Source organism: Limosilactobacillus avium (assembly GCF_947381485.1).
Classification (GTDB): Bacteria; Bacillota; Bacilli; order Lactobacillales; family Lactobacillaceae; genus Limosilactobacillus; species Limosilactobacillus avium.
In genome coordinates this window covers 16,956-39,282 of record NZ_CANCWN010000013.1, presented here as the reverse complement: position 1 = coordinate 39,282, position 22,327 = coordinate 16,956, and the positions used below count along the sequence as shown (strand labels likewise).

22 protein-coding genes are annotated in these 22,327 nt (G+C 54.9%); 1 reads left to right on the top strand and 21 read right to left on the bottom strand.

What is annotated here, in order from left to right; translation table 11 throughout:
- Nucleotides 1–7 precede the first annotated feature (7 nt).
- The 18 genes from rnc to gmk form a co-directional block, all read right to left on the bottom strand.
- Nucleotides 8–706 carry a ribonuclease III gene (rnc, locus tag QOS01_RS05705; protein ID WP_283621484.1) on the bottom strand — a complete coding sequence of 233 codons (699 nt, stop codon included), beginning with the start codon at nucleotides 704–706 and terminating at the stop codon, nucleotides 8–10.
- A 124-nt stretch (nucleotides 707–830) separates the two neighbouring features.
- Nucleotides 831–1,091 carry an acyl carrier protein gene (gene acpP, locus QOS01_RS05700; RefSeq protein ID WP_283621483.1) on the bottom strand — a complete coding sequence of 87 codons (261 nt, stop codon included), beginning with the start codon at nucleotides 1,089–1,091 and terminating at the stop codon, nucleotides 831–833.
- Nucleotides 1,092–1,127: 36 nt separating this feature from the next.
- On the bottom strand, nucleotides 1,128–2,159 hold the full coding sequence (gene plsX / locus QOS01_RS05695) for a phosphate acyltransferase PlsX (protein WP_283621482.1): 1,032 nt from the start codon (nucleotides 2,157–2,159) through the stop codon (nucleotides 1,128–1,130).
- A gap of 16 nt (nucleotides 2,160–2,175) precedes the next feature.
- Nucleotides 2,176–4,212, bottom strand: coding sequence for an ATP-dependent DNA helicase RecG (gene recG / locus QOS01_RS05690; protein WP_283621481.1), 2,037 nt, complete (start codon nucleotides 4,210–4,212; stop codon nucleotides 2,176–2,178).
- A gap of 81 nt (nucleotides 4,213–4,293) precedes the next feature.
- Nucleotides 4,294–6,003 (bottom strand): DAK2 domain-containing protein, encoded by a 1,710-nt coding sequence (locus tag QOS01_RS05685; RefSeq protein ID WP_283621480.1) that lies wholly within the window; start codon nucleotides 6,001–6,003, stop codon nucleotides 4,294–4,296.
- Between the two features lie 24 nt (nucleotides 6,004–6,027).
- Nucleotides 6,028–6,393: an Asp23/Gls24 family envelope stress response protein gene (locus tag QOS01_RS05680; RefSeq protein WP_047768931.1), complete on the bottom strand. Its 366-nt coding sequence runs from the start codon at nucleotides 6,391–6,393 to the stop codon at nucleotides 6,028–6,030.
- Nucleotides 6,394–6,563: 170 nt separating this feature from the next.
- Nucleotides 6,564–6,749 (bottom strand): 50S ribosomal protein L28, encoded by a 186-nt coding sequence (gene rpmB / locus QOS01_RS05675; protein ID WP_047768929.1) that lies wholly within the window; start codon nucleotides 6,747–6,749, stop codon nucleotides 6,564–6,566.
- Nucleotides 6,750–6,878: 129 nt separating this feature from the next.
- Nucleotides 6,879–7,535 (bottom strand): thiamine diphosphokinase, encoded by a 657-nt coding sequence (locus tag QOS01_RS05670; RefSeq protein ID WP_283621479.1) that lies wholly within the window; start codon nucleotides 7,533–7,535, stop codon nucleotides 6,879–6,881.
- Between the two features lie 74 nt (nucleotides 7,536–7,609).
- Nucleotides 7,610–8,263 (bottom strand): ribulose-phosphate 3-epimerase, encoded by a 654-nt coding sequence (gene rpe, locus QOS01_RS05665; RefSeq protein ID WP_283621478.1) that lies wholly within the window; start codon nucleotides 8,261–8,263, stop codon nucleotides 7,610–7,612.
- A gap of 10 nt (nucleotides 8,264–8,273) precedes the next feature.
- Entirely contained in the window at nucleotides 8,274–9,146 is an 873-nt protein-coding gene (rsgA, locus tag QOS01_RS05660) for a ribosome small subunit-dependent GTPase A (protein ID WP_283621477.1), read from the bottom strand.
- A 14-nt stretch (nucleotides 9,147–9,160) separates the two neighbouring features.
- Nucleotides 9,161–11,086: a Stk1 family PASTA domain-containing Ser/Thr kinase gene (gene pknB, locus QOS01_RS05655; protein WP_283621476.1), complete on the bottom strand. Its 1,926-nt coding sequence runs from the start codon at nucleotides 11,084–11,086 to the stop codon at nucleotides 9,161–9,163.
- A 2-nt stretch (nucleotides 11,087–11,088) separates the two neighbouring features.
- Nucleotides 11,089–11,835: a Stp1/IreP family PP2C-type Ser/Thr phosphatase gene (locus QOS01_RS05650; protein WP_283621475.1), complete on the bottom strand. Its 747-nt coding sequence runs from the start codon at nucleotides 11,833–11,835 to the stop codon at nucleotides 11,089–11,091.
- Between the two features lie 18 nt (nucleotides 11,836–11,853).
- The gene (gene rsmB / locus QOS01_RS05645; RefSeq protein WP_283621474.1) at nucleotides 11,854–13,200 is read right to left on the bottom strand and encodes a 16S rRNA (cytosine(967)-C(5))-methyltransferase RsmB; all 1,347 of its coding nucleotides are present in this window, start codon (nucleotides 13,198–13,200) and stop codon (nucleotides 11,854–11,856) included.
- On the bottom strand, nucleotides 13,193–14,146 hold the full coding sequence (fmt, locus tag QOS01_RS05640; RefSeq protein WP_283621473.1) for a methionyl-tRNA formyltransferase: 954 nt from the start codon (nucleotides 14,144–14,146) through the stop codon (nucleotides 13,193–13,195). Before fmt ends, rsmB begins: the two co-directional genes overlap by 8 nt.
- A 17-nt stretch (nucleotides 14,147–14,163) precedes the next feature.
- On the bottom strand, nucleotides 14,164–16,593 hold the full coding sequence (gene priA, locus QOS01_RS05635; RefSeq protein ID WP_283621472.1) for a primosomal protein N': 2,430 nt from the start codon (nucleotides 16,591–16,593) through the stop codon (nucleotides 14,164–14,166).
- Complete coding sequence (coaBC, locus tag QOS01_RS05630; RefSeq protein ID WP_283621471.1) at nucleotides 16,594–17,802, bottom strand: bifunctional phosphopantothenoylcysteine decarboxylase/phosphopantothenate--cysteine ligase CoaBC; 1,209 nt, start codon at nucleotides 17,800–17,802, stop codon at nucleotides 16,594–16,596.
- A 123-nt stretch (nucleotides 17,803–17,925) separates the two neighbouring features.
- A complete protein-coding gene (gene rpoZ / locus QOS01_RS05625; protein ID WP_047768907.1) occupies nucleotides 17,926–18,144 on the bottom strand; it encodes a DNA-directed RNA polymerase subunit omega in 219 nt (72 codons plus the stop codon).
- Nucleotides 18,141–18,761 (bottom strand): guanylate kinase, encoded by a 621-nt coding sequence (gene gmk / locus QOS01_RS05620; protein WP_283621470.1) that lies wholly within the window; start codon nucleotides 18,759–18,761, stop codon nucleotides 18,141–18,143. Before gmk ends, rpoZ begins: the two co-directional genes overlap by 4 nt.
- A gap of 166 nt (nucleotides 18,762–18,927) precedes the next feature.
- On the opposite strand from gmk, the gene QOS01_RS05615 reads away from it, so the two are divergent.
- Nucleotides 18,928–19,269 (top strand): hypothetical protein, encoded by a 342-nt coding sequence (locus tag QOS01_RS05615; protein WP_283621469.1) that lies wholly within the window; start codon nucleotides 18,928–18,930, stop codon nucleotides 19,267–19,269.
- A 69-nt stretch (nucleotides 19,270–19,338) separates the two neighbouring features.
- Here the strand turns inward: QOS01_RS05615 and recN are convergent, their stop codons facing one another.
- The 3 genes from recN to QOS01_RS05600 are packed head-to-tail and all read right to left on the bottom strand — an operon-like array spanning nucleotide 19,339 to nucleotide 22,325.
- Nucleotides 19,339–21,027, bottom strand: a complete 1,689-nt coding sequence (gene recN, locus QOS01_RS05610; protein ID WP_283621468.1) for a DNA repair protein RecN — start codon at nucleotides 21,025–21,027, stop codon at nucleotides 19,339–19,341.
- 3 nt (nucleotides 21,028–21,030) lie between these two features.
- Nucleotides 21,031–21,489 (bottom strand): arginine repressor, encoded by a 459-nt coding sequence (locus QOS01_RS05605; protein WP_283621467.1) that lies wholly within the window; start codon nucleotides 21,487–21,489, stop codon nucleotides 21,031–21,033.
- A gap of 11 nt (nucleotides 21,490–21,500) precedes the next feature.
- On the bottom strand, nucleotides 21,501–22,325 hold the full coding sequence (locus QOS01_RS05600) for a TlyA family RNA methyltransferase (protein ID WP_283621466.1): 825 nt from the start codon (nucleotides 22,323–22,325) through the stop codon (nucleotides 21,501–21,503).
- Between the last annotated feature and the right edge of the window lie 2 nt (nucleotides 22,326–22,327).

Here is a 22,327-nt window from a genome sequence, read left to right as displayed (position 1 = left end):
CTCAACGTTACTTCGTCGTGCGGAGCTTTTCCAACGCCTTCTTTGCCGCCTGCATCTCCGCCTGCTTCTTTGAAGACCCGCGCCCTTCGGCAATGACCTTGCCATCTGCCGAAACATTGACGTGGAATTGGGGGTCGTTTTCCGTCCCCTGTTCGTCCAGGAGGTGGTATTCAATCAGGACGTCCCCATCGCGTTGCAAGAATTCCTGAAGGCTAGTTTTGGCATCAACGGCGTGGTCAAACCAGCCCATGTCGAGCTTCGGGAAGATTACCCGGTGGACAAACTTCTCCACAGCGGGCCGTCCCTGGTCAAGGTAGAGGGCGCCGACGAAGGATTCAAAGATGTCGCAGAGCAGGCCCGGACGCTGGCGGGCACCGGCCATCTCTTCCCCGTGTCCCAGCCGGATGTACTGGTCAAAGTGACACTCCTTGGCAAACTTGGAGAAGCTGTCCTCGCAGACCATCGCCGCCCGCAGACGGGTCAGCTTACCCTGGGGGAGTTCAGGGTAGCGCTTGTAGATGTATTCAGAGACAATTAGTTCCAACACGGCATCGCCAAGAAATTCGATCCGTTCGTAAAACTTCAGGTGCTGGTTGGGGTGTTCATTAACGTAGGAAGCCTGGGTAAAGGCTTCTGCTAATAAACTCGGGTCAGCAAAGTGAATATCAAATTCCTTGGCCAAGTAGTCTTGCAGTTCGTTAATCATAAACCTATTCCTTTCTTATCTTCATTAAAATATTGATTCTTTCCTATTATACTAGACAAGTCTTTTCCTGGGCAGGATTTTTCGCTTTAAAAAGAAAAAAGCCGAACGAGCCGGCTTCTTGCGTTTAATCTGCTGTGTGTTGGTCGATATAGTCAACCACTTCACCAATGGTGCTCAGCTTTTCGGCTTCGTCATCGGCGATCTCAGCATTAAAAGTATCTTCTAGTTCAAGAACGAATTCAACAAAGTCAATTGAGTCGGCATCCAAATCCGTCTTCAGGTTCAAATCATCCGTGATCTTGGCCCGGTCGATGTCAAAATGATCGGCCACGATTTCGGAAACCTTGTTAAAAATTTGGGTACGCTTATTATCATTTTCAGCCATGGTAAATAACCTCTCTTTATTAAGTACGTTCCTATTTTATTCGTTTTTGTCCTGCTTGTCTACTACTGAAGCTTGACCGAAGAATTCAACCGTCTTCTCAATGACTCCCGAGGTCAGCATTGTCCGGATTTGGCCAATGGTATTCTTAACCGCCTTGGCATCCGAGGAACCATGGGTCTTAACGACTGGCGCCTTCAGGCCAAGGAGAACGGCCCCGCCGTAAGTGGAGGCACTCATCTTCTTACCAATCTGGTGGAAGACTGGTTTCAAGAAGAGGTAGCCCAGCTTAGCCCGCAGGCCCCCGTTTAAGATCCCGTCCTTAATCAGGGACAGCATCATCTTGGCGGTTCCCTCAGTGGCCTTCAGGGCCGCGTTGGCCGTCCAGCCATCGCTGACCACCACGTCGGCCTTGCCGTACAGGAGGTCACCGGATTCAATGTTGCCGACAAAGTTGATGCCCTCCTCGGCATTCAGGTCCTGCCAAACAGCCTTATGGAGCTGGTCCCCCTTGTCCTCTTCGGCCCCGTTATTGAGCAGGGCAACCCGGGGATTATCCACGCCCAAGACGTTTTCGGCGTAGAACTTACCCAGGTAGCTAAACTGCACCAGGTTGCGTTCCTTGCTCTCGGCGTTGGCCCCGGTGTCCAGGTAGACGAAGCTGTGGCGGTCGGCACCCGGCTGGGTAATCGGCAGGATGCTGGTCAGGCCGGGCCGGTCGATCCCCTTGATCCGGCCAACAATGAAGATTCCGGCCGCCAGGACAGCCCCAGTGTTGCCGGCGGAGAAGAAGGCGTCTGCCTCCCCCTCCTTGACGGCCCGGGCTGCCCGGACGATTGAAGAGTCCTTCTTCTTCCGGATTGCCCGGACGGGTTCCTCACCCATTGAGATTTCCTCAGTGGTGGCCATAATGGTCAGCCGGTCGTTGTTCTTGATCAGGGGTTTAACCTTGGCCGGGTCACCGAACAGCTCAAATTCCAGGTCCGGGTACTGGTCACGGGCCTGCTCAACCCCCTCGATAATCGCTTGTGGGGCGTTGTCGCCACCCATTGCATCAACGGCAATTTTCATCTTTCTTCCTCCTCGTTTAGTCAAAGTGTGTTTGAAGCTGGTGACGTTGTAAGTACAGCACCAGCGGTTGGTTATCATCTTGTTCATCCCAATGCGGCGTCATCAACAGGTTCGCCGCGTCCTGGCGGGCAATCTGAAGGATTTTCAGGTCCCCCACCGGGTCGCCGACCTTAAAGTCGGGAACCCCCGACTGCTTGTTTCCCAGGACATCCCCGGAACCGCGAAGTTCCAGGTCCCGCTGGGCAACCTTAAAGCCGTCCGTGGTTTCCACCATCGTCTTCATCCGGGCCTTCCCCTCGTCGGTCTTTGGGTCGGCCAGCAGGAGGCAGTAGCTCTGCCGGTCCCCCCGACCAACCCGACCACGCAGCTGGTGGAGCTGGGCAAGGCCGAAGCGGTCGGCGTTATAGATCATCATGACGGTGGCGTTCGGGTTGTCGACCCCGACCTCAATCACCGTGGTGGAGACCAGGACCTGGAGCTTGCCGTCCTTGAACTGGTGCATGACATCGTCCTTCTCCTCACCGGTCATCCGGCCGTGGAGGAGGCCCACCTGGTATTGAGGGGCAAAGTACTTGGCCATCTCCTGATAGAGGTCGGTGGCGTTTTGCACGTCAAGGGCCTCCGACTCCTCAATCAGGGGACTGACGATGTAGGCCTGGGCCCCCGCGGCGAGCTGGTCGCTCAAAAAGCGGAGGGCCTCACTCTGCTGGCTAACCTTGAGCCAGCGGGTTTCAATTGGCTTCCGGCCGGCGGGCATCTCATCGATGATGGAAACGTCCATTTCACCGTAGGCCGTGATGGCCAGGGTCCGGGGAATCGGGGTCGCGGTCATCGCAAGGACGTCCGGGTTGTTCCCCTTCTCCCGCAATTGCTGGCGCTGGTTAACCCCGAAGCGGTGCTGTTCATCGGTCACGACCAGGCCGAGGTTGGCATACTCGACGTTGTCCTGGATCAGGGCGTGGGTCCCGATGATCAGGTTGATCGACCCGTCCTTGATTGCCGAAGCCAGCTGGCGGTGTTGTTTGGCCGTCAGGGACCCGGTCAAAAGGCCGACGTGCACGTGGGTTCCGGCAAAGACTTTCGATAGCTTTTCGGCGTGCTGGGCCGCCAGAATTTCCGTGGGGGCCATCAATGCGGCCTGGTAACCGGCACTGATGGCGGCGTAAATGGCGATGGCCGCCACAATCGTCTTCCCGGAGCCCACGTCCCCCTGGAGGAGGCGGTTCATCTGGTAGGGCTCCCGCAAATCGCGGCAGATCTCGTTGACCACCCTTTTCTGGGCCCCCGTCAACTCAAAGCCAATCCCGGCAATAAATTCCTTCAGCTCGTCGTTATGGTAGAGGATCCGGTTCCCGTCCCTTTGCCGGCGAGCCCGGCGTAGTGCCTGAAGGCGGAGCTGGAAGAGGAAAAATTCCTCGTAAGTGGCCGTCCGCCGCGCCGCCTTCGCCTTTCCCGCGTTTTCTGGAAAGTGGAGGTCGTGGATCATCTGCTGGCGGTCCATCAGGCGGTAACGCTGGCGGAGGGGCGTTGGAATCAGGGTGGGGATAACTGACCAATAGTCGTCATAGGCCTGGCGAATCAGGCTCCGCAACGTCGCCTGGCGGATATGCTTGTTGACCGGGTATACCGCCCCGGAGGACTTCTTCTTTTCGTCCGCCGCGGTCAACAGTTTGTTAGCCGTCACTTGGCGGCGGCGGGCATCCCACTTGCCCATCACCGTCACCTGCTCGTTTAGCTGGACCTTCTTAGCTAGGTAAGCCTGGTTGAAGAAGGTCGCCATGATGACCTGCTGGCCAACCTGGATGCGGAGGCTGAGCCGGCTGCGGCGGTAACCGTACCGGGTCAGGAGGGGTTCGGAGACCACCGTCCCCTGGACCGTGACCTTCTGCCGGTCCTTGACGGTTGCCAGGTCGACCGGGGTCACGTCATCGTAGCGACTCGGGTAGTAGGTTAACAGGTCGCCGACGGTATCAATCCCCAAAGTCGCCAGGTCGGCAACCCGCTTGGAGCCGACCCCCTTCAAGGTTGCAACCGAATCCTGCAAGCTCTTCATTAATATCCCCCCTTCACTACAAAAAAGGATGTGACAAAATGCCGACATCCCTTCGAAAATTCAATTTACAAATTCCGTTAATTATTCAACCGAGATCAGGTATGGGTAGACCGGTTGGCCACCTTCGTAGATCTGGATGTCCAGCTCGTCATCGACGTCTTCAACCGCGGCCTTGATTGCTTCAGCGGTTTCCTTATCGCCGTCCTCACCGTAGAGGATCGTGACGATTTCGCTGTCCTCGTCCAGCATCTTCTTGACCATTTCAATCGCGGCCGTCTTCATGTCGGGATCGGTGATCACAATCTTACCGTCGACGATTCCCAGGTAGTCATTCTTCTTGATGTCCTGACCGTCAATCGTTGTGTCACGGACCGCATGGGTCACCTCACCACTTGCAACCGTGGCCAGGTTGGCCTCCATGTTCTGCTGGTTGTCATCCAGGGAGTCCTCGGCGTTGTAAGCCAGCAGGGCTGACATGGCCTGAGCAATCGTCTTGGTGTGGACAACCTTGGTTGGGATGTCAGCAACTTCCGCAGCCTGTTCCGCCGTCATGAAGATGTTCCCGTTGTCCGGCAGAACGAGGGCCTTCTTGGCACCACTGTTGTTGATGGCGTCAACAATGTCCTGGGTACTTGGGTTCATCGTCTGACCCCCACTGATGATATGGGTGACACCGAGGCTCTTTAAGAGCTTGATGATCCCGTCACCGGAAGCGACCGCAATCAGGGCCGTATCAACGGTTTCTTCTTCCGTTTCCTTGGCCTTTTCAACGGGCGTTGGCTCCTGAGAATCTTCTTCGTCATCGTGTTCCATGATCTCTTCTTGTTGCCAAACCATGTTGTGGATTTCAATGGTCTGGAGGTCACCGAATTCCTGTCCCCAACTGAGAACTTGACCCGGGTGCTCCGTGTGGACGTGGACCCGGACAACCTGGTCGTCATTTAATACCAAGAGGCTGTCGCCCAGCTTGGCCAGGTAATTGTAGAAGGTATCGTAGTCGAACTTCTTCGTAACCTGCTTTCCCTTACCGAGGCGGACCAGCATCTGGGTACAGTAAGTGTACTTGATGTCGGCAGGGTCAAGCTTCCCCTGGACACTCTGGTGGTCCATGGCGTTGACCATCTCGTCGACTTCGGCCTTATCCGGCTTGTACTCGGCACTCTTTTCGACTTCCTTGCCGCTCAGTGACTCGTCGAAGGATTCGAGGACGTAAACCAGTCCCTGACCACCAGAGTCGACCACGCCGACTTCCTTTAAGACCGGCAGCAGGTCGGGCGTCTTGGCGAGGGCCTTTTCACTTGCCGCGAAGATGGCGGCGATGATTTCAACCAGGTCGTCTGTCTCCTTGACCTTGTTCAACCCCGCCTGGGCGGATTCCCGGACAACCGTCAGAATTGTCCCTTCCGTCGGCTTCATGACCGCCTTGTAGGCAACCTTGGCCCCGTTAGCGTAGGCGTTGACAAAGTCCTGGGCGTTCAGGGTGTCCTTACCGGCCGCTGCTTTGGCAAAGCCCCGGAAAATCTGGGATAGGATAACGCCGGAGTTTCCCCGGGCCCCCATCAAAAGGCCCTTGGCAAGGGCGGCACTCAGGTCGCCAACCTTGGTACTGGATTCTTCACGTTCGTACTTGGCACCACTGGACATCGAAGAAGCCATGTTCGTCCCGGTGTCACCATCGGGAACGGGGAACACGTTCAGGGAATTAATGAAATCTGCCTTATTATTTAACTTGTCAGCGGCAGCTTGTACCATCTTGCCGAATTCAAGATTTGTAATTTCTGTTACAGCCAATTAAAAATTCCTCCCGTGGTCTAACTAGTCTTCTTCAATTGAGCGGACACCTTGGACGCAAACGTTGACCGCGTCCGCCGTGATGCCGAGCATCGATTCCAGGTTGTACTTAACCTTGGATTGGACACTCTTTGATACTTCGGAGATCTTTGTCCCGTAGCTGACAATGATGTTGACTTCAACCGTAATTCCATTGTCCTGCTGACGAACGACAACCCCCTTATTGAAGTTTTCCCGCCGCAAAATCTGGTTAACGCCATCGCGGACCGGGTTGCGGCTTGCCATTCCAACAACACCGTAATTATCAGTAGCAGCACCACCGACAACCGTAGAAATCACATCGTTGTCAATGTCGATTGTTCCTGCTTTAGTCTTAATTTTTACTGCCATCTTCATGGCCTCCCTGCTAGTTTAATGTTCTTTTTTACTATCTAGATTTAGCTAACACCATCATAGCATAGCACAGCGTTAATAAAAAGTAACCCCTGGGCAAATAGTTAATGGGGTTGACCATTTTAAGATAAAAAATAAGCCGCCCCACTGGACGGCATCATTTTTAATTAAACCCGAGTCACTTTACCGGACTTCAAAGTACGTGCTGAAACGTAAACCTTCTTTGGCTTACCGTTAACCAAGATGGTTGCCTTTTGCAAGTTAGGCTTCCAGCTACGACGACTTGAGTTAAGGGCGTGAGAACGCTTGTTACCAAAGCGTGTCCGTTTACCGTTGATAAAATCTTTAGCCATTGGTGATACCCTCCTCTTTATTACAAGTATTGATATTACGCATAACTGCGATGTAACTCACCTAATTAATTTACCATAGCGATTCCGACAATGCAATAGTTTTCTTTCAAGTATTTTTCCTTGACAGTCTTACCGGGTCGGAATGTCCCGGCAGCGGATAACCGCCACAACCCCGTCTTCAAAGGAAAAGTGGTTGACCGGGGCCGTAAAGCGGTTGCTGGACCAGGAGAAGGGAATTGAGCTCGACCAGTCCTTCAGCGGGTACTTCTCGTCCAAAAGGGTCAGGCCCTTAACGGGGGTCAGGGTGACAAAGGCCAGGTAGTCCATCCCCGGCGCCTGATGGACAGCGTGGTGGCCGGGCAGGTAGTAGTCGACCAGGTTTCCCCGGTCAATGAAGTGGATCTTCTCCACGTAGTCGTGGTAGGTCGCTTGCAAAGGCAGGAAAAGGTTGGCTAGCAGATGGTCGAGCCGACCGCCCGTCGCCCCAAAAACATCGATTCGGTCCGGCTGGTACTTGTCAATCGCCAGCTTGACGCCCAGCTGGGTGTCGGTAAAGTCCTTGGCCGGTGGAAAGGTCTCAATGTCGGTCAAGTGGTCCTTGAGGTGGGCAAATTCGGCCTGGTTGGTCGAGTCAAAGTCACCAATTGCCACCGCGGGGGTAATCCCCCACTTTAAGAGGACGGTGGCCCCGTGGTCAACGGCGATCCAGGTCTCTTTCTGCCGCTTGATGATTGTTTCTTTAGGCACCAATGTCAACGGGCCCCCGACGAGTAAGTTTACGCGCATGATTATCCCCCAAAATAAATAGTGAGTGGGAAATAGTTTTTCAAAGGACTTCCCCACTCACTTCTTTTGATTAATTACTTAGTAGCATTCCGCAGTGCTTCAATCTGCTTGGCTGGGTCGTCAGCGTTGAAGACGAAGGAACCAGCAACGGCAACGGTGGCCCCGGCCTTGTAACAGTCGGCAACGGTCTTGTCATTGACCCCACCGTCAACTTCAATGTCGAAGTCGTAGCCTTTTTGCTTCTTGATTTCGTTTAATTGGGCAATCTTTTCAACCGTTTCCGGTAGGAACTTTTGACCACCAAAGCCAGGGTTAACGGTCATGACCAGGACTTGGTCAACCATATGCAGGACCGGTTCAATCATGGCAACTGGCGTACCAGGGTTGATAACAACTTCGGCCTTCACACCACCGTTCTTGATGATTTGCAGGGCCCGGTGAATGTGTTGGGTGGCTTCCACTTGCACACCAATGATGTCGGCACCAGCGTCAATGAACATTGGCAGGATGTGTTCTGGGTGTTCAACCATCAGGTGGACATCCAGGGTCATCTTGGTGATTGGACGAATGGCCTTAACAAAGCCAGGTCCGTAAGAGATGCTGGGCACAAAGGTCCCATCCATGACGTCGATGTGGAGGTATTCAGCGCCCGCCTTGTCGACCTTTTCAATGTCCTTCTGCAAATTTACGTAATCAGCACTCAAAATCGATGGTGCAACTTTAATCATTCTAATTCCCTCATTTCTTATAATTTGGCTTCTGGTTGACGATGATGTCGTGGAACTGGACATAGTCGTCATACCGACTCTTCATGATTATACCATGGTCTAGAGCATTCTTCACTGCGCAACGGGGTTCTTTCAGGTGCAGGCAACCACGGAACTTGCATTCCGGTGCTAGCCGTCGCATCTCCGGAAAGAGGTTCGGCAGTTCTTCAACAGTCATATCAAAGGTTTCGTAGGAGGAAAAACCCGGCGTGTCGGCGATCAGAGCCCCATTGACGTTCAGGAGGCTGACCTTCCGGGTCGTGTGCCGGCCCCGCTTTAAGGCCTGGGAAATTTCCCCGGTTGCCAGGTCCAGCTCTGGGGCCAGGTGGTTGAGGAGGGTTGACTTCCCCGCCCCCGTCTGGCCCATCATCGTCACAACCTGACCGACCAAGGGCTTTTGCAGGCGGCCTAACTGGTTCTTGGCAAATGGTTGGCGGTCAGCAAAGACTTGGTAGCCAATCTTGGAATAACCCGCCGCCACTTCCTGGATGCGGTCATACTGGTCATCGTCGAGGAGGTCGGTCTTCGAGAAGAAAATCAGTGGCGTGATCCCCTGTTCCTCCAGGCCAACCAACTGGCGGTCCAATAGGTTGGGTGAGAAGGTCGGCTGGGTAGCGGCCGTTACCACCACCGCCATCGTGATGTTGGCGACGGGCGGCCGGACCATCTGATTCTTTCGGGGGAGGACCTTCAGGAGGTAACCATCACTAAATTCAACCTGGTCACCAACGACCGGTTTGATCTTCTTCTTACGGAAGTTGCCCCGGCCCCTTGTCCGGTAAATTTTTCCGTCAGCAATGACGTCGTAAAAGCCACTTAAAGACTGTTGAATAATTCCTTTCACTTTACACCTCTACTTTATCCTGTGATATTCGTTGCGCTCATAATTGTCCGACCATTCCTGACAACCCGGTAGGCCCCCATCTGGCCGTGCTTAAGGGTAAACGGCACGTTGATGGTGGTCTCCTGGTTGATCGTAATGTCCTGGTACTCCATCGTCAGGTTGTGGTTAGCGTCCCGGATGTAAATCTGGACCCGGTTCTCCCGCTGGCCACCGTTCCCGTCAAACGGGATGTTGATCTGGATATTGGTCGTCTTCGTCTGGTTACCGGAGTTAGCCAAAGTTACCGTCAGGGTGTCACCGTGGTTGAGGGTGCCCCCCGCTTTCGGCGTCTGACTGATGACGTGGTTGGTAGCGACCGTCTTAGACTTCTTCTCCTGGTTCGTTAACTGCAGCTTGTGCTCGTTGGCAAATTTCTGGACGACACTGATGTCCTGATTACGGAAGTCTGGAATTTTGATATTTTGCTTACCGGCGCTAACCCGGAAGGTAATCGTGTCGCCATTCGTGTTGACCGTCTTCCCCTTGGAGAAGTTCTGCTTCATGATGGTTCCTGGGTCAGCGGTGTCCGAATAGACCTTCTGCTGGCGAACTAAGAATCCCTTGTTACGCAGGGAGTTAGCAACGGATGAGTAGTCATCACCCACGTAGTCCGCCATCTTCATGTTCTTTACCCCGGTGCTGACTTCAAGGTCAACGCTGCCGTTGACCCGCTTCTTGGCGCTGACGCCGGGGGTGCTGTCAATGACGTGGTTCTTGGCCACCTGTTCACTATTAACCCGGGTAATATTACCGACCCGCAGCCCCTGGGCATTCAGAAGACGCTCGGCCTGGATAGGGGTCTTCCCCTCAACGTCGGGCACAATGACCTGGCGGAACATAAACCACCAGGTGCAAATACCAGCGCCAATTGCCAGGATTGCGGCAAGTCCGCTGAGCCAGTACCAGAGGTGACGGTGGCCCTTCTTGGGTTGCGCGTCAGTTTTCTGGTCGTCTTTTTCGTCCTGCTTGGCCGCTTGTTCCGCATCAACCTGCCTGATCTGCTTGGAGATCTCGGCGGCGGAAAGGACCTTGGTCTTCCCATCGTCGCACTTGACCTCCCAACGGGGTTCGTTGGCCCGCTTGGGATCAAGGCTGGTGGCAAGGTCGGTTTCCATCTCCTTAACGTTGGCGTAACGCTCATGGGGGTCCTTGGCCGTGGCCTTAAGGACGACGTTTTCCAACGGTTGCGGGATCTTAGGGTTAGTTGACCGTACGGACGGGATATCCTCCCGGAAGTGCTTTAAGGCAATTGATACGGCCGTCTCCCCTTCGAAGGGCACGGAACCCACCAACATTTCGTAAAGGATGATCCCTAAGGAATAAATATCTGATTGTTTGGTTGCAATGCTTCCCCGCGCTTGTTCGGGGGAAAGGTAGTGTACTGACCCCATTAAGGTATTGGTTTGGGTCAGTGAATTTTGGGACGTCGCAACCGCAATCCCAAAATCAGTAATTTTTATGTTCTTGTTAGCATCAATTAAAATATTCTGCGGTTTTAGGTCACGGTGAATGATACCGTGCGCGTGCGCGGTCTCCACAGCCAACAGGATTTGTTTCATAATGTCGACTACTTGGGGGAGCGGAATTGGGTAGTGTTCCTTGATAAAAGCTTTTAAATCCGTTCCCTGGACGTACTGCATGACCATGTACTGCAGCCCGTTATCCTCACCGACGTCGTAGACACCGACAATGTGGGGGTCGTTTAGCTGGGTTGCCGCCAGGGCTTCTCGGTGGAAGCGACGCTTGGTCTTGGGGTCGTCCCGCAAGTCCAAGCGGAGCAGTTTGATTGAAACGTCGCGATCTAAAACCATGTCATGAGCTAAGTAAACGGTTGCCATTCCGCCCTCACCTAAAGAGCGGATAATCCTGTATCGGTGACCGATCGTTTCTCCAGGATTCATACTCAACCCTCCTGGCTATAATCATTAATTCCAATTAAGACGGTGATATTATCGGGGCCGCCCGCTTCGTTGGCCTTCTTGACAAGGCGTGCACACTTCTGGTCAATTGGGACCTGGTCGTCACTTAAGACCGCCTTTAATTCATCCTTTTCGACAGTCTTAAATAGCCCATCGGAGCACATCAGTAGTTTATCGCCGGGAGCAAACTTAAACCGGTTTACTTCAATTTGTGCGTCGGGTGAGATTCCAATTGCCCGGGTAATAATGTTGCTTTGGGGAAGCTTTAGGGCCTCTTCCTCTGTGATATCGCCGCTTTTGACGAGTTCATTTACCAAGGAATGGTCAATTGTGACCTGGGTCATCATGTCATCATGCAAAAGGTAGCCACGACTGTCCCCAATGTTGGCCACGACGAGGTTCTTTTTAAACGCCACGGCGGCGACCATGGTCGTGCCCATCCCCTGGTAAATCGTTTGTTGTTTTGATTTCTTTAATATTTCATCATTAATAAGCTGGACTTCCCGGGCAAACCAGCGAATTGCTTCGATTGGTTTTTCCGGCCCGTCCTCAATGAAGCGGTGACCGAGACGTTTAACCGTCATTTCAGCGGCAACATCCCCACTGCGATTTCCACCTATACCATCGGCAATCACCACTAGTTGATTCCCGCGTTTATCGGTAAATTGGGCCACCCGGTCCTGGTTTTGTGACCGGCGGTGTCCCACATCGGTTTGATAAGCAACTTTCATCTTGGTGCTAATTCCCTTCTACAGATTTCGCTGGAGACTACTGATAAAAAAGCCGTCAGACCCGTAGTCGGATGGCAAAATTGTTAACGTTGCCGTGAAGCGATCATCCTTCAACTTCCGTGCAGTCTGTGTTTTAACCAGAGTAAAGTCTGGGTGGGCAGCTAAGAAGTCCTTAACTGTCTGATCATTTTCTTGTTTCATGATTGTGCACGTACTATATGTGATTATACCGCCTTTTTTCAGTTTTGGGGCAACCGCATTTAAAATACTCAGCTGAATTTTGTGCAAATTCTGGCTATCCGCCAATTTCTTGGTGTAGCGAATCTCTGGTTTGCGGCGCAGCAGACCCATCCCGCTGCAGGGGGCGTCCACCAGAATTTTATCAAAGGTCCCGTCGGCAAACGCATCGTCAACCTTCCGGGCGTCCAGAGTATGGGCCCGGACCCGGTCGGCGACATGCAGGCGGCGGGCGTTTTTCTCAATCAAACGAGTCTTGTGCTGGTGGATATCCAGGGCGTCGACTTGACCGCCCGCTGCTGGGTCCAGGTGTTCGGCGATCTGGACCGTCTTACCACCCGGTGCGGCGCAGGCATCCAGGACCCGGTCACCGGGCTGGACATTCATGCTGTCGACCGGCAACATGGCGCTCTCGTCCTGGACGGTCACCGCCCCGTCACTGAAGAGGGTGGAGTCAAGGACGTCCCCCCGGCTAATCACCAGGGCGTTGGGGGCGACTTGGCTCTCCTGGTAGGTTACCCCCTCCTTATCTAGCTGCGCTTCTACTGCAGCCAGGTTGGTTACAGCAGTGTTGACACGGATGACCAGGCGGGCCGGTTCGTTGATGGCCGTCAGGACCTTGGCCGCCGTTGCCTGGCCGTACTGGTCAGCTAGCTCTTTGACGATCCATTCGGGCACACTAGCGGAGATGGCCAGGCGCTTGATGGGGTCCTTGATCTGGTTGAGGTCGGCAACCCCCTTTTTGAGGATGGCGTGCAGGACCCCGGTGACGAAGCGGCGGATGCCAGGGTTCCCCCGGTGCTTAGCAATCTCAATCGTCTCGTCGGTCACCGCCCAGTTGGGAACCCGCTCCAGGTAGTGGTACTGGTAGAGGGCCGTCAACAGGAGGCTTTCCACCCAGGGGTCGACCTTCTTACCCTTGATGAAGGGGGTTAACCAGTATTCCAGGGTTAGTTGGTGCTGCAGGACCCCGTAGACGATGTTGGTGGCCAGCCGCCGGTCCTGGTCATTTAGCTGGGCCTGATTAAGGAGCTGGTTTAGCTGGAGGTTTGAGTAGGCGCCGTTTTGCCGGACCCGGTCAATGGCCGTCAGGGCGACCGTCCGGGCCGTTGCTTTTTCCTTAGTCATCGGTGACTGCTTGCCCTCCTTCGTGCAGGTCCTGGTGGCCGTTCAGGTAGGCGGTGATGTCCATCGCCTGCTTACCGGCCGGCTTCAGGCGGTTGACCTGGTAGGTGGTCCCCTGCCCGGCTGCCAAAACCAGCTGGTGCTTGGTCAGGCGAACGACCTTACCAGGGGCCAGTTCCGTCTTTTCGTCCAGGGGGGTCACGTCATAGATCTTGGTCCGCAGGCCGTCAATGACCATGTTCCCCAGAGGTGCCGGCCGCAGTCCGCGGACCTTATCGTCGATCTGCTGGGCAGTCATCCGGTAGTCAATCCGTTCCTGGGCCGTCGTGATGTTTGGCGAGAAGACAACTTTTGATTCGTCCTGCGGGGTTGCTTCTGCGTCGCCCTGGATTAGCTTCGGTAGGGTTTCGAGTAGGAGGTCCCGACCGAGGATGCTGAGCTTCTTGAACATCGTCCCGTTATCGTCGTCCTTTTCAATCGGGATGGCGCGTTGGGCAATGACGTCTCCCGCATCCATCTTCTTGACCATGTACATGATTGAGATCCCGGTCTCTTTATCCCCGTTGATGATGGAGTACTGAACGGGGGCCCCACCACGGTACTTCGGTAAGAGGGAGCCGTGGACGTTGATGGCCGCGATCTTGGCCGCGTCCAGCATCTTGGTCGGCAGGAACTGACCATAGGCAGCCGTGATCATGAAGTCCGGGTGCATGGCGATGATCTCGTCCATCTCGGGACTCTTGTTGAGCTTGGCGGGTTGGAGAACCTTGATCTTGTTTTCCACGGCCACCTTCTTGACGGGGGATGGGGTCAGAACGTGTTTGCGCCCTACCCGGTGGTCCGGCTGCGTCAGGACCGCTTGCACGTTGTATTCCGGCGCATCAATTAAACTTTGGAGAATCGGGACCGCAAATTCGGGCGTCCCCATAAACACGATTGAAGTTGCCATTATTTATCTTCCTTTCATCACATAAAGTACTGTGGGTCCGGGTCAATGCTGACCTGGACATCCTTAAAGCCCTTGCTCTGGGTGTTTTGTAAAATTTCAAATAGTGCCCGGTGTAAGGCCGGGTCCTTCTTATATTTAATTACGATTTGGTAGTAGTAACGCCGCTTCATCCGAGCAATTGCCCGCGGAGTTGGCCCCAAAATAATTGTTGACGGGGCCAGCGCCTTTTGCAACTGGTCATGAATCTTGGCCATCGCCTGGGCCGCGGCCCGCTCCTCGGGGTGGCTGGCCATCAGCCGCACCGTGTAGTAGTAAGGCGGGTAGCTGGCTTGGTGGCGCAGGCTCATCTCCTGGTAGAAGAAGCGGTCGTAGTCGTGGGCCTGGGCGTCCTTAATTGCGTAGTGGCCGGGGTTAAAGGTCTGGATGATTACTTGCCCCTGCTTGTTGGCCCGGCCGGCACGACCACTCACCTGGCTGAGAAGGTCAAAGGTCCGCTCACTGGCCCGAAAATCGGGAAGACCGAGGCCAGTATCGGCATTTAAGACCCCCACCAAAGTTACGTTTGGGAAGTCGAGCCCCTTGGCAATCATCTGGGTTCCCAAAAGGATGTCCGCCTCGTGGTTGCCAAATTTGCGGAGGAGCTTCTCGTGCATCCCCTTGCGCCGGGTTGTATCAACGTCCATCCGGATGATCCGGGCCGTCGGTATCAACTGGCGGAGCTCGGTCTCGACCTTCTCCGTCCCGGTGCCGTAGTAGCGAATGTGGCGGCTATAGCAGTGGGGACAGATCTGGGGAATCGGCTCCTCGTGGCCGCAGTAGTGGCACTTCATCGTCCGGGTATCCATGTGGAGGGTCAACGAGATGTCACAATTGGGGCACTTCAGAACCTCCCCACAGTCCCGGCACATCATGAACGAGGAAAAGCCTCGCCGGTTGAGCATCAGAATACTCTGCTCTCCCCGGGCCAGGCGCTGGTTCAATTCGTACAGGAGGGGGGCCGAGAAGTTGCTCTCCCCCCGCTTCTTGATCTCGGGCCGCATGTCAACGACCTGGATTGGGGGGAGGGGCTGCTTGTTGACCCGGTGCGGTAACCGAAGAAAGCGGTAGACCCCCTTCAGTGCCCGTGCCCGGCTCTCCAGGCTGGGGGTCGCGGAACCGAGGACTACCGGTGCGTTGTTATACTTACCCCGCCACTTGGCCACCTCCCGGGCGTGGTAACGCGGGGACTCATCCTGCTTATAGCTGGACTCGTGCTCCTCGTCCAGGATGATCAGGCCGAGGTTGGTCAGGGGGGCAAAGATGGCGGAGCGGGCGCCCACGACCACCTTCGCTTCCCCCCGTTCGATCCGCCGCCACTCGTCGTAGCGCTCACCATTGGAGAGGCTGCTGTGGAGAACCGCCACCTGGCTGCCGAACCGCCGGCGCACCCGGTTGACGATCTGGGGGGTCAAGGAAATTTCGGGTACCAGCATCAGGGCTGTCCGTCCCTGGGCCAGGGCCTGGGAAATACTCTGCAAGTAAACCTCGGTCTTCCCACTGCCGGTTACCCCCTGCAAAAGGAAGGTGGTGGCCGCCTGGTCCTTAACGGCGGCACTGATCTGATCAACGGCTTCCTGCTGGTCAGGGTTTAATTTCAGCGGTTTTTCAAGGTGGTGGTCATCAGGAAGGGCCACCTGGGACCCTGGCCGCCGGTATACTTCGACCGGGACCTTTTTGAGCCAGCCCTTCTTCGCCCCCTGGTTGAAGGTGGCGGCGGACAGCTGAGCCCGCCATTCGGCATCCTTCTGGACAACCGTCTTGCCGATGATACTCTGCAGGTAAGATAGAAGGCGGTTTTGGGCATGGGCGTTGGCATGGAGGGACGTCCGAGCATCCTCTAATTCCTCAAAACTGAGTAAGGGGGTCAGCCCCATCACCGTCTTGGCTCGCGCCCGGTCGGTAACCTCGTAGTCAATCCGGACCTTGCCCGCCCGCTTTAGTTTGAGAAGGTGGCTGATGGCGTCCGGGTCATTGGCAAAGTCAGCGTAGTCGCGTTCATCCTTGCCCTTAAAGAGATCAAAGTAGGTCTGCTCATCGAGGTCGTCAATGACGCGGACAATCCGCTTGCTCTTCCCCTTCAGGAGGTTGGGGAGCATCGTGTACAGGCAGGCAATCCAAAAGGAGTAGGTCGTATCCGCCAACCACTTACTGAGGGCCAGCAGTTCTTGGTTGACGACCGGCTGGAGGTCCATCACGGCCTGGATGGGCTTGAGCTTACCCGCGTAATCGGTCGAGTCCGTGAAACCGACCACGAAGCCCTGGACCTGGCGGTGGCCATTGCCGAAGGGAACCACGACCCGCATGCCAACCTGGAGTTTTTTCTCTAAAATAACCGGCACTTGATATGTATATGGCTGGTTGGTCTGCATTGTTGGAACATCAACCACAACCTGTGCCAATTCAACCATCTAATCACCTAATTTCAACTTTTGTCCTAAAAGTTTCATTATTCTTTGGGCAACCGCATCCTTGCTCATCCGCGGCCACTTGTCCGGAGCCGCATCCGGGGTCAGGATCGTCACCTGGTCATCTTCACTGGCGAAGGCACTGTTGAGTCCCCCTACCTGGTTGGCCACGATGATGTCGGCCCCCTTGCTGGCTAACTTCCGTTGGGCATTGGCTAAGAGGTGCTGGGTCTCGGCCGCAAAGCCGACCACGACCTGGTCCGGCCGCTTGGCCTTGGCGACAGTGCGCAGGACATCGGGGGTCTCAACCAGCTTAATGGCCCATTCGTCGTGCCCCGCCGTCTTCTTGACCTTTTCCGCGGCGGCTTTGACCGGCCGGTAGTCCGCCACGGCCGCTGCCATGATCAGGGCATTCGCTTTGGGGAAGTGCCCCTGAACAGCCGCCAGCAGGTCTTCCGTGCTTTCCACGGGGACGACCTTAATCCGTGGCGAATCGGGCAGTTCAACGCTGACCTGGCCGACAATCAGGGTTACCTGGGCGCCCGCGGCCGCTGCCGCCGTAGCCAGGGCCACCCCCATTTTGCCGGAGGACCGGTTACCGATGAAGCGAACGGGATCAATATTTTCCCGGGTACCCCCCGCGGTGATCAGGACCCGCTTTCCGGCGAGTTCTTGCGGGACGGGGGCCAACAGTGACTGGACCTGTTCCACAATGGCGGCTGGTTCCGGCAGGCGACCCTTACCAGAGTAGCCTTCCGCCAAAAGCCCATCCACCGGACTAATGATGTGGACGCCATCACAGCGCAACTGCTTCAGGTTCCGTTGGGTTGCCGGGGCGGCAAGCATGTGGGAGTTCATGGCCGGGACCACCACCTTGGGCGCCGCAGTGGCCAGCAGGGTCGTCGAGGCGGCATCGTCGGCAATCCCCGTCGCCATCTTGGCAATGATGTCCGCAGACGCCGGCACAACCACCACCATTTGCGTCCAGTCCGCCAATTCAATGTGGGGGATTGGTGTATTGTCGTTTTTCCACAGGGAGGTGAGCACCGGCTGCTTGGTCAATGCTGCTAAAGTCGTAGGGTTAACCAGCTTGCAGGCGGCCAGGGTCATCACCGTCTTGACTTCGTGCCCGGCTTTCTGCAGGCCCCGGACAACCTCAATTCCCTTATAGGCGGCTACGCTCCCCGTTAAGTACACTGTTATCCTTGCCATTTCTTCACCCCATTAAAAGTCATAATCCGTTATGATTATAGCATTTCACTAACAAAAAAGGGGCTGAAGAACAGGTCTTCCAGCTCCTTTTACTGCTTCGGCCATCCCTGGTCGTTGCTTATCCTAGTCTTGTAAGTCTTCGGTATGGTTAGGGTCAATCGTTACCTTATCAGCTAAGATCTCCTCCAGGGCCTTACCAACTGACTTGCTAGATTCGTAGTGTTCCAGCAGCGGTGCAGCCCCATTATCTAATTCGTGGGCCCGCTTGCTAGCCAGCATCACGAGGGAATAACGGGAATCAATCCGCTTCAGCAGTTCGTCAACAGATGGGTAAAGAATCATTTTTCTGAATCTCCTAACATTTCAAGATAACGCGGCATTACCCGAGGAACCCGCAGACGTTCCGTCCGGATGATATCCTTAATTTTTTCAACGGCACGCGGCACTTCGTCATTAACCACGGCGTAGTCATAGTTTTGCATCATTTGGATTTCACCAAAGGCCTTGTGAATCCGCTTGTTAATGACGTCCATGCTGTCGGTTCCCCGGTGGATCAACCGTTGCTTCAGTTCGTCTAAGTCCGGCGGCGTCAAGAAGATGAAGACCCCGTCAGGAACCTTTGACCGAACCTGCATCGCACCGTTAACTTCGATTTCAAGGAAGACATCCTTCCCCGAATCCAACGTCTCATTAACATATTTTAATGGGGTACCATAATAGTTGTCAACATACTTCGCGTATTCAAGCATCCCACCGGTTTGGATGTGGTGTTCGAACTCCTCTTTGGAGACAAAGTAGTAGTCGACCCCGTTGACTTCGCCGGGCCGTGGCTTCCGGGTCGTCATTGAGACCGAGTATTGAAAATCATTATCATTTGAATCAAAAATTGCTTTCCGCACCGTTCCCTTACCAACACCGGAAGGACCAGAAAGGACAATCAACATTCCTCGATTTGCCATTTTGTTACTCCTATCAAAAATTTAACGTATTAATACTATAATGCACTAAACTGGCGGTAAAATCAACCACTGACCGGGAGAAGGAAATTCACTTAAATTAGGGCTTGCATTTTTGAACAAACGTTCGTATACTTATTATTGCAAACGAATGTTCGGAGGGGATATCATGCAGCAATTAAATTCATACTCATTTTTTAAACGCACACCACATCTAGTAAACAAGGTAGTCGCCCAGCTCTTTGATGACGAGCCGCTGGTTAGCCACCACCATGATGTTACCCTCTTGAACCGCCAGCCGGCCTTTCAGCGGCGGATGTTCCTGAAGCGGGTAATTGACCAGGGACTGACCGCCTTCTTCCAGCTGACACCAATCAACGCGGCCGGCCACGTCGTCAACGTCAACGGGACGGTTCGCCAGTTGGCAAGGGAAAAGTACCTCATTAAGGACCACGGGGTGGGCTACGTCGTTGACTTCGCCCACATTAACTACATTGCTCGACCAGAATAAGTTTCAGGGCGAATAAAAAGAACTTCAGGTGTTCATTTGAACGCTTGAAGTTCTTTTTATTATCTTCACTTATTTTCCGTCCTCGTGGGCCATGCGGAGGAGCTCGGATGCGTGCTCCTTCGTCAGCTTGGTGACCTTCTCACCAGACAGCATCCGGGCCAGTTCGTTGACCCGCTGATCGGTGTTCAAGGCCGTCACCTTCGTGGTCGTCCGTTCGTTGTGGACAGACTTCTTAATCAGGAAGTGGTGCTGGGCCACCGCTGCCACCTGCGGGAGGTGGGTGATGCAGAGGACCTGGGAGTTAGCCGCAATCAGGCGGATCTTATCGGCAATCGCCTGGGCTACCCGGCCGCTGACCCCGGTATCGACCTCATCAAAGATGATGCTTGTCACGCCCTCGTTCTGGGCAAAGATGGTCTTGAGGGCCAGCATGACCCGGGACAGTTCCCCACCAGAAGCAATCTTGGCCAACGGTCCCATTGACTCGCCGGGGTTGGTCCGGATGTAAAATTCAACATCGTCAATCCCGGTCGGCGTGAAGGTGACCCCAGCCTGGTTGGCAAAGTGGACCGTAAACTCCGCCTTGGCCATGTACAGCTCCTTCAGTTGCTGGTGAACCCGTTTGGAGAGCTCGTGGGCCGCTTGTTGACGCACCTGACTGAGCTGACTACCAATTTCTTGGAGGTCCGCCGCCGCTTTCTTTAACCGTTCCTCAAGGTCGCTGTTGGAATCGGCCGCCTCCTCCATCGTATCAAGTTCCTTCTTGATTTTCTGGTAGTAGGCCAAAACCTTAGCAACCGAGTCCCCATACTTATGCTCCAGGTCACCAATAACCGTGAGCCGCTGGTCAATTTGGGCCAGGCGGCCATCGTCAAATTCGAGCATGTCCTGCTGTTGACCAGCCGAATTGGCAACGTCTTGGAGGGCATAGTAAGCGTCGTTTAGGGCCTTACTCAACGAATCGTAGTCGTCATCAAACTCGGCAATTCCGTTAACGGCCTCCATCACGGTCGCCACCTGGTCCAGGACGGGCGCTTCCCCCTCATTAAAGGTGGTCACCACCTGCTGAAGGGCGTTATTGATCTGCTGGAAGTGTTCCAACCGGTCCCGCTCACTGGTGAGGTCTTCCTCCTCGTTTTCCTTGAGCTGGGCCTCCTCAATCTCGTTCACCTGATAACGGAGCATGTCCAAGCGCTGCGCCCACTGCTGCTCGTTGGCCTGTTTCTTGTCCACGGCCGCCTTGAGCTTGGTGTAGCGATGGTAGAGTTCCTGGTACTTTTGAAGGAGGGGGTGGACCTTTTTATAGGCGAACTGGTCCAACGTCCCCAGGTGCTTTTCCGGTTGCAGCAAGAGCTGGTGCTCGTTTTGCCCCTGGATATCGACCAGGTAGGCCCCAATCTGGCGAAGCATCGTTGTGTTGATCAGCTGGCCATTGACCCGGATGGTGTTCCGCCCGTTGCGGTGGATTTCCCGCATGATGATTAGGGTGCCATCCTGGTGATCAATTCCCATCGAGTCAAGGAGGGCCGTTAATTCAGGGTCCTTAGTCAGGGCAAACTGCCCCTGGAGGCGGAGCTTTTCCTCACCCCGGCGGATAAATTCCTGGGACCCCCGACCGCCCGCCAGCAGACCAACGGCGTCGATGATGATTGACTTCCCGGCACCAGTCTCCCCGGTCAGGACTGTCATCTGGTCAGCGAATTCAAGACTCAGGTGCTTAATAATTGCTAAATTATCAATCGTTAATTCCTGCAGCATACGCTACTCCCTCTGTGCCAACTCGTTAAAGCGGTCTTCCAGGTGCTCTGCGGCACCCGCCGACGTACAAACAACCAGGACGTTACTGTCATCCCCAATGGTGGTGAAGACGGCTTCGTCCTTCAGACGCCGGATGAGGGTGGCAACCACCGGCCCGTTTCCCGGCCGCACCGCCAGGGCGAGGAAGCGGTCGTCCTGCTTTAATTCCAGGAGACTGTCATGCAGGGTCGTCCCCAACTGGCCGGCATCATCATTATGCTGGCGGGCGGGCAGACCATAACGGTAGCCGCCCCCCTCAGCGGGGATCTTCACCAGCTGCATCTCCTTGATGTCCCGGGAGATCGTTGCCTGGGTCACCTGGAGGCCGAGGTCGTTGAGCCTCTTGACGAGGTCTTCCTGGCGTTCAATGCTGTTGTCCGTGATGATCTCACGAATCTTCTTCTGCCGATCTGCTTTCTTCATTGAAATTCCCCCTACTTTTCCTTCTGGTTCAACTCCTGGTCAGCGTTAGCGATTACCTGGTCGATGTCGACCCCCGGTGCAATCTTGCCTTCCTGGTCACTCAGCCGTAGGTGGGCCAAGAATTCCATGTTTCCCTGGCCACCCTTGATTGGTGAGAAGTCCAGTCCCAGGACGTCAAAGTGGTCAGCACAGGCAAAGTTCAGCACCTTTTTTAGCACTGCCTTGTGAACCTTGTGATCGCGAATGATCCCGTGTTTGCCCACGTGTTCCTTACCCGCTTCAAACTGAGGCTTGATCAGGGCAACGACTTCCCCACCGGGCTGGAGGATTCCGGCCAACGGTGGGAGGATCAGGTGGAGGGAGATGAAGGAGACGTCAATGGAGGCAAAGGCCGGCTGCCCGTGGGTAAAGTCGGCCAGCTTACTGTAACGGAAGTTGGTCTGCTCCATCACCACCACCCGCGGGTCCTCCCGCAGCTGCCAAACCAGCTGGTTCGTGCCCACGTCTAGGGCATAGCTCAGCTTAGCCCCGTTCTGGAGCATCACGTCGGTAAAGCCCCCGGTCGAGGAACCGATGTCTAAGACCACCTTGTCCTGGACACTGATGTCAAAAACCTTGAGGGCCTTGGCCAACTTTAACCCGCCCCGGCTGACGTACGGCATTTTGTGTCCCTTCATGTGGAGGGTCGTCGTCACGGGAATCTTCTGGCCGGGTTTGTCAAGGCGTTCGTTGTTCTTTCCTAAAATCTCACCAGCCATCACTGACCGCTTGGCCTGTTCACGCGAATCGAACAGGCCCTGTTTAACTAGTAAAACATCAACACGTTCTTTTTCCATAG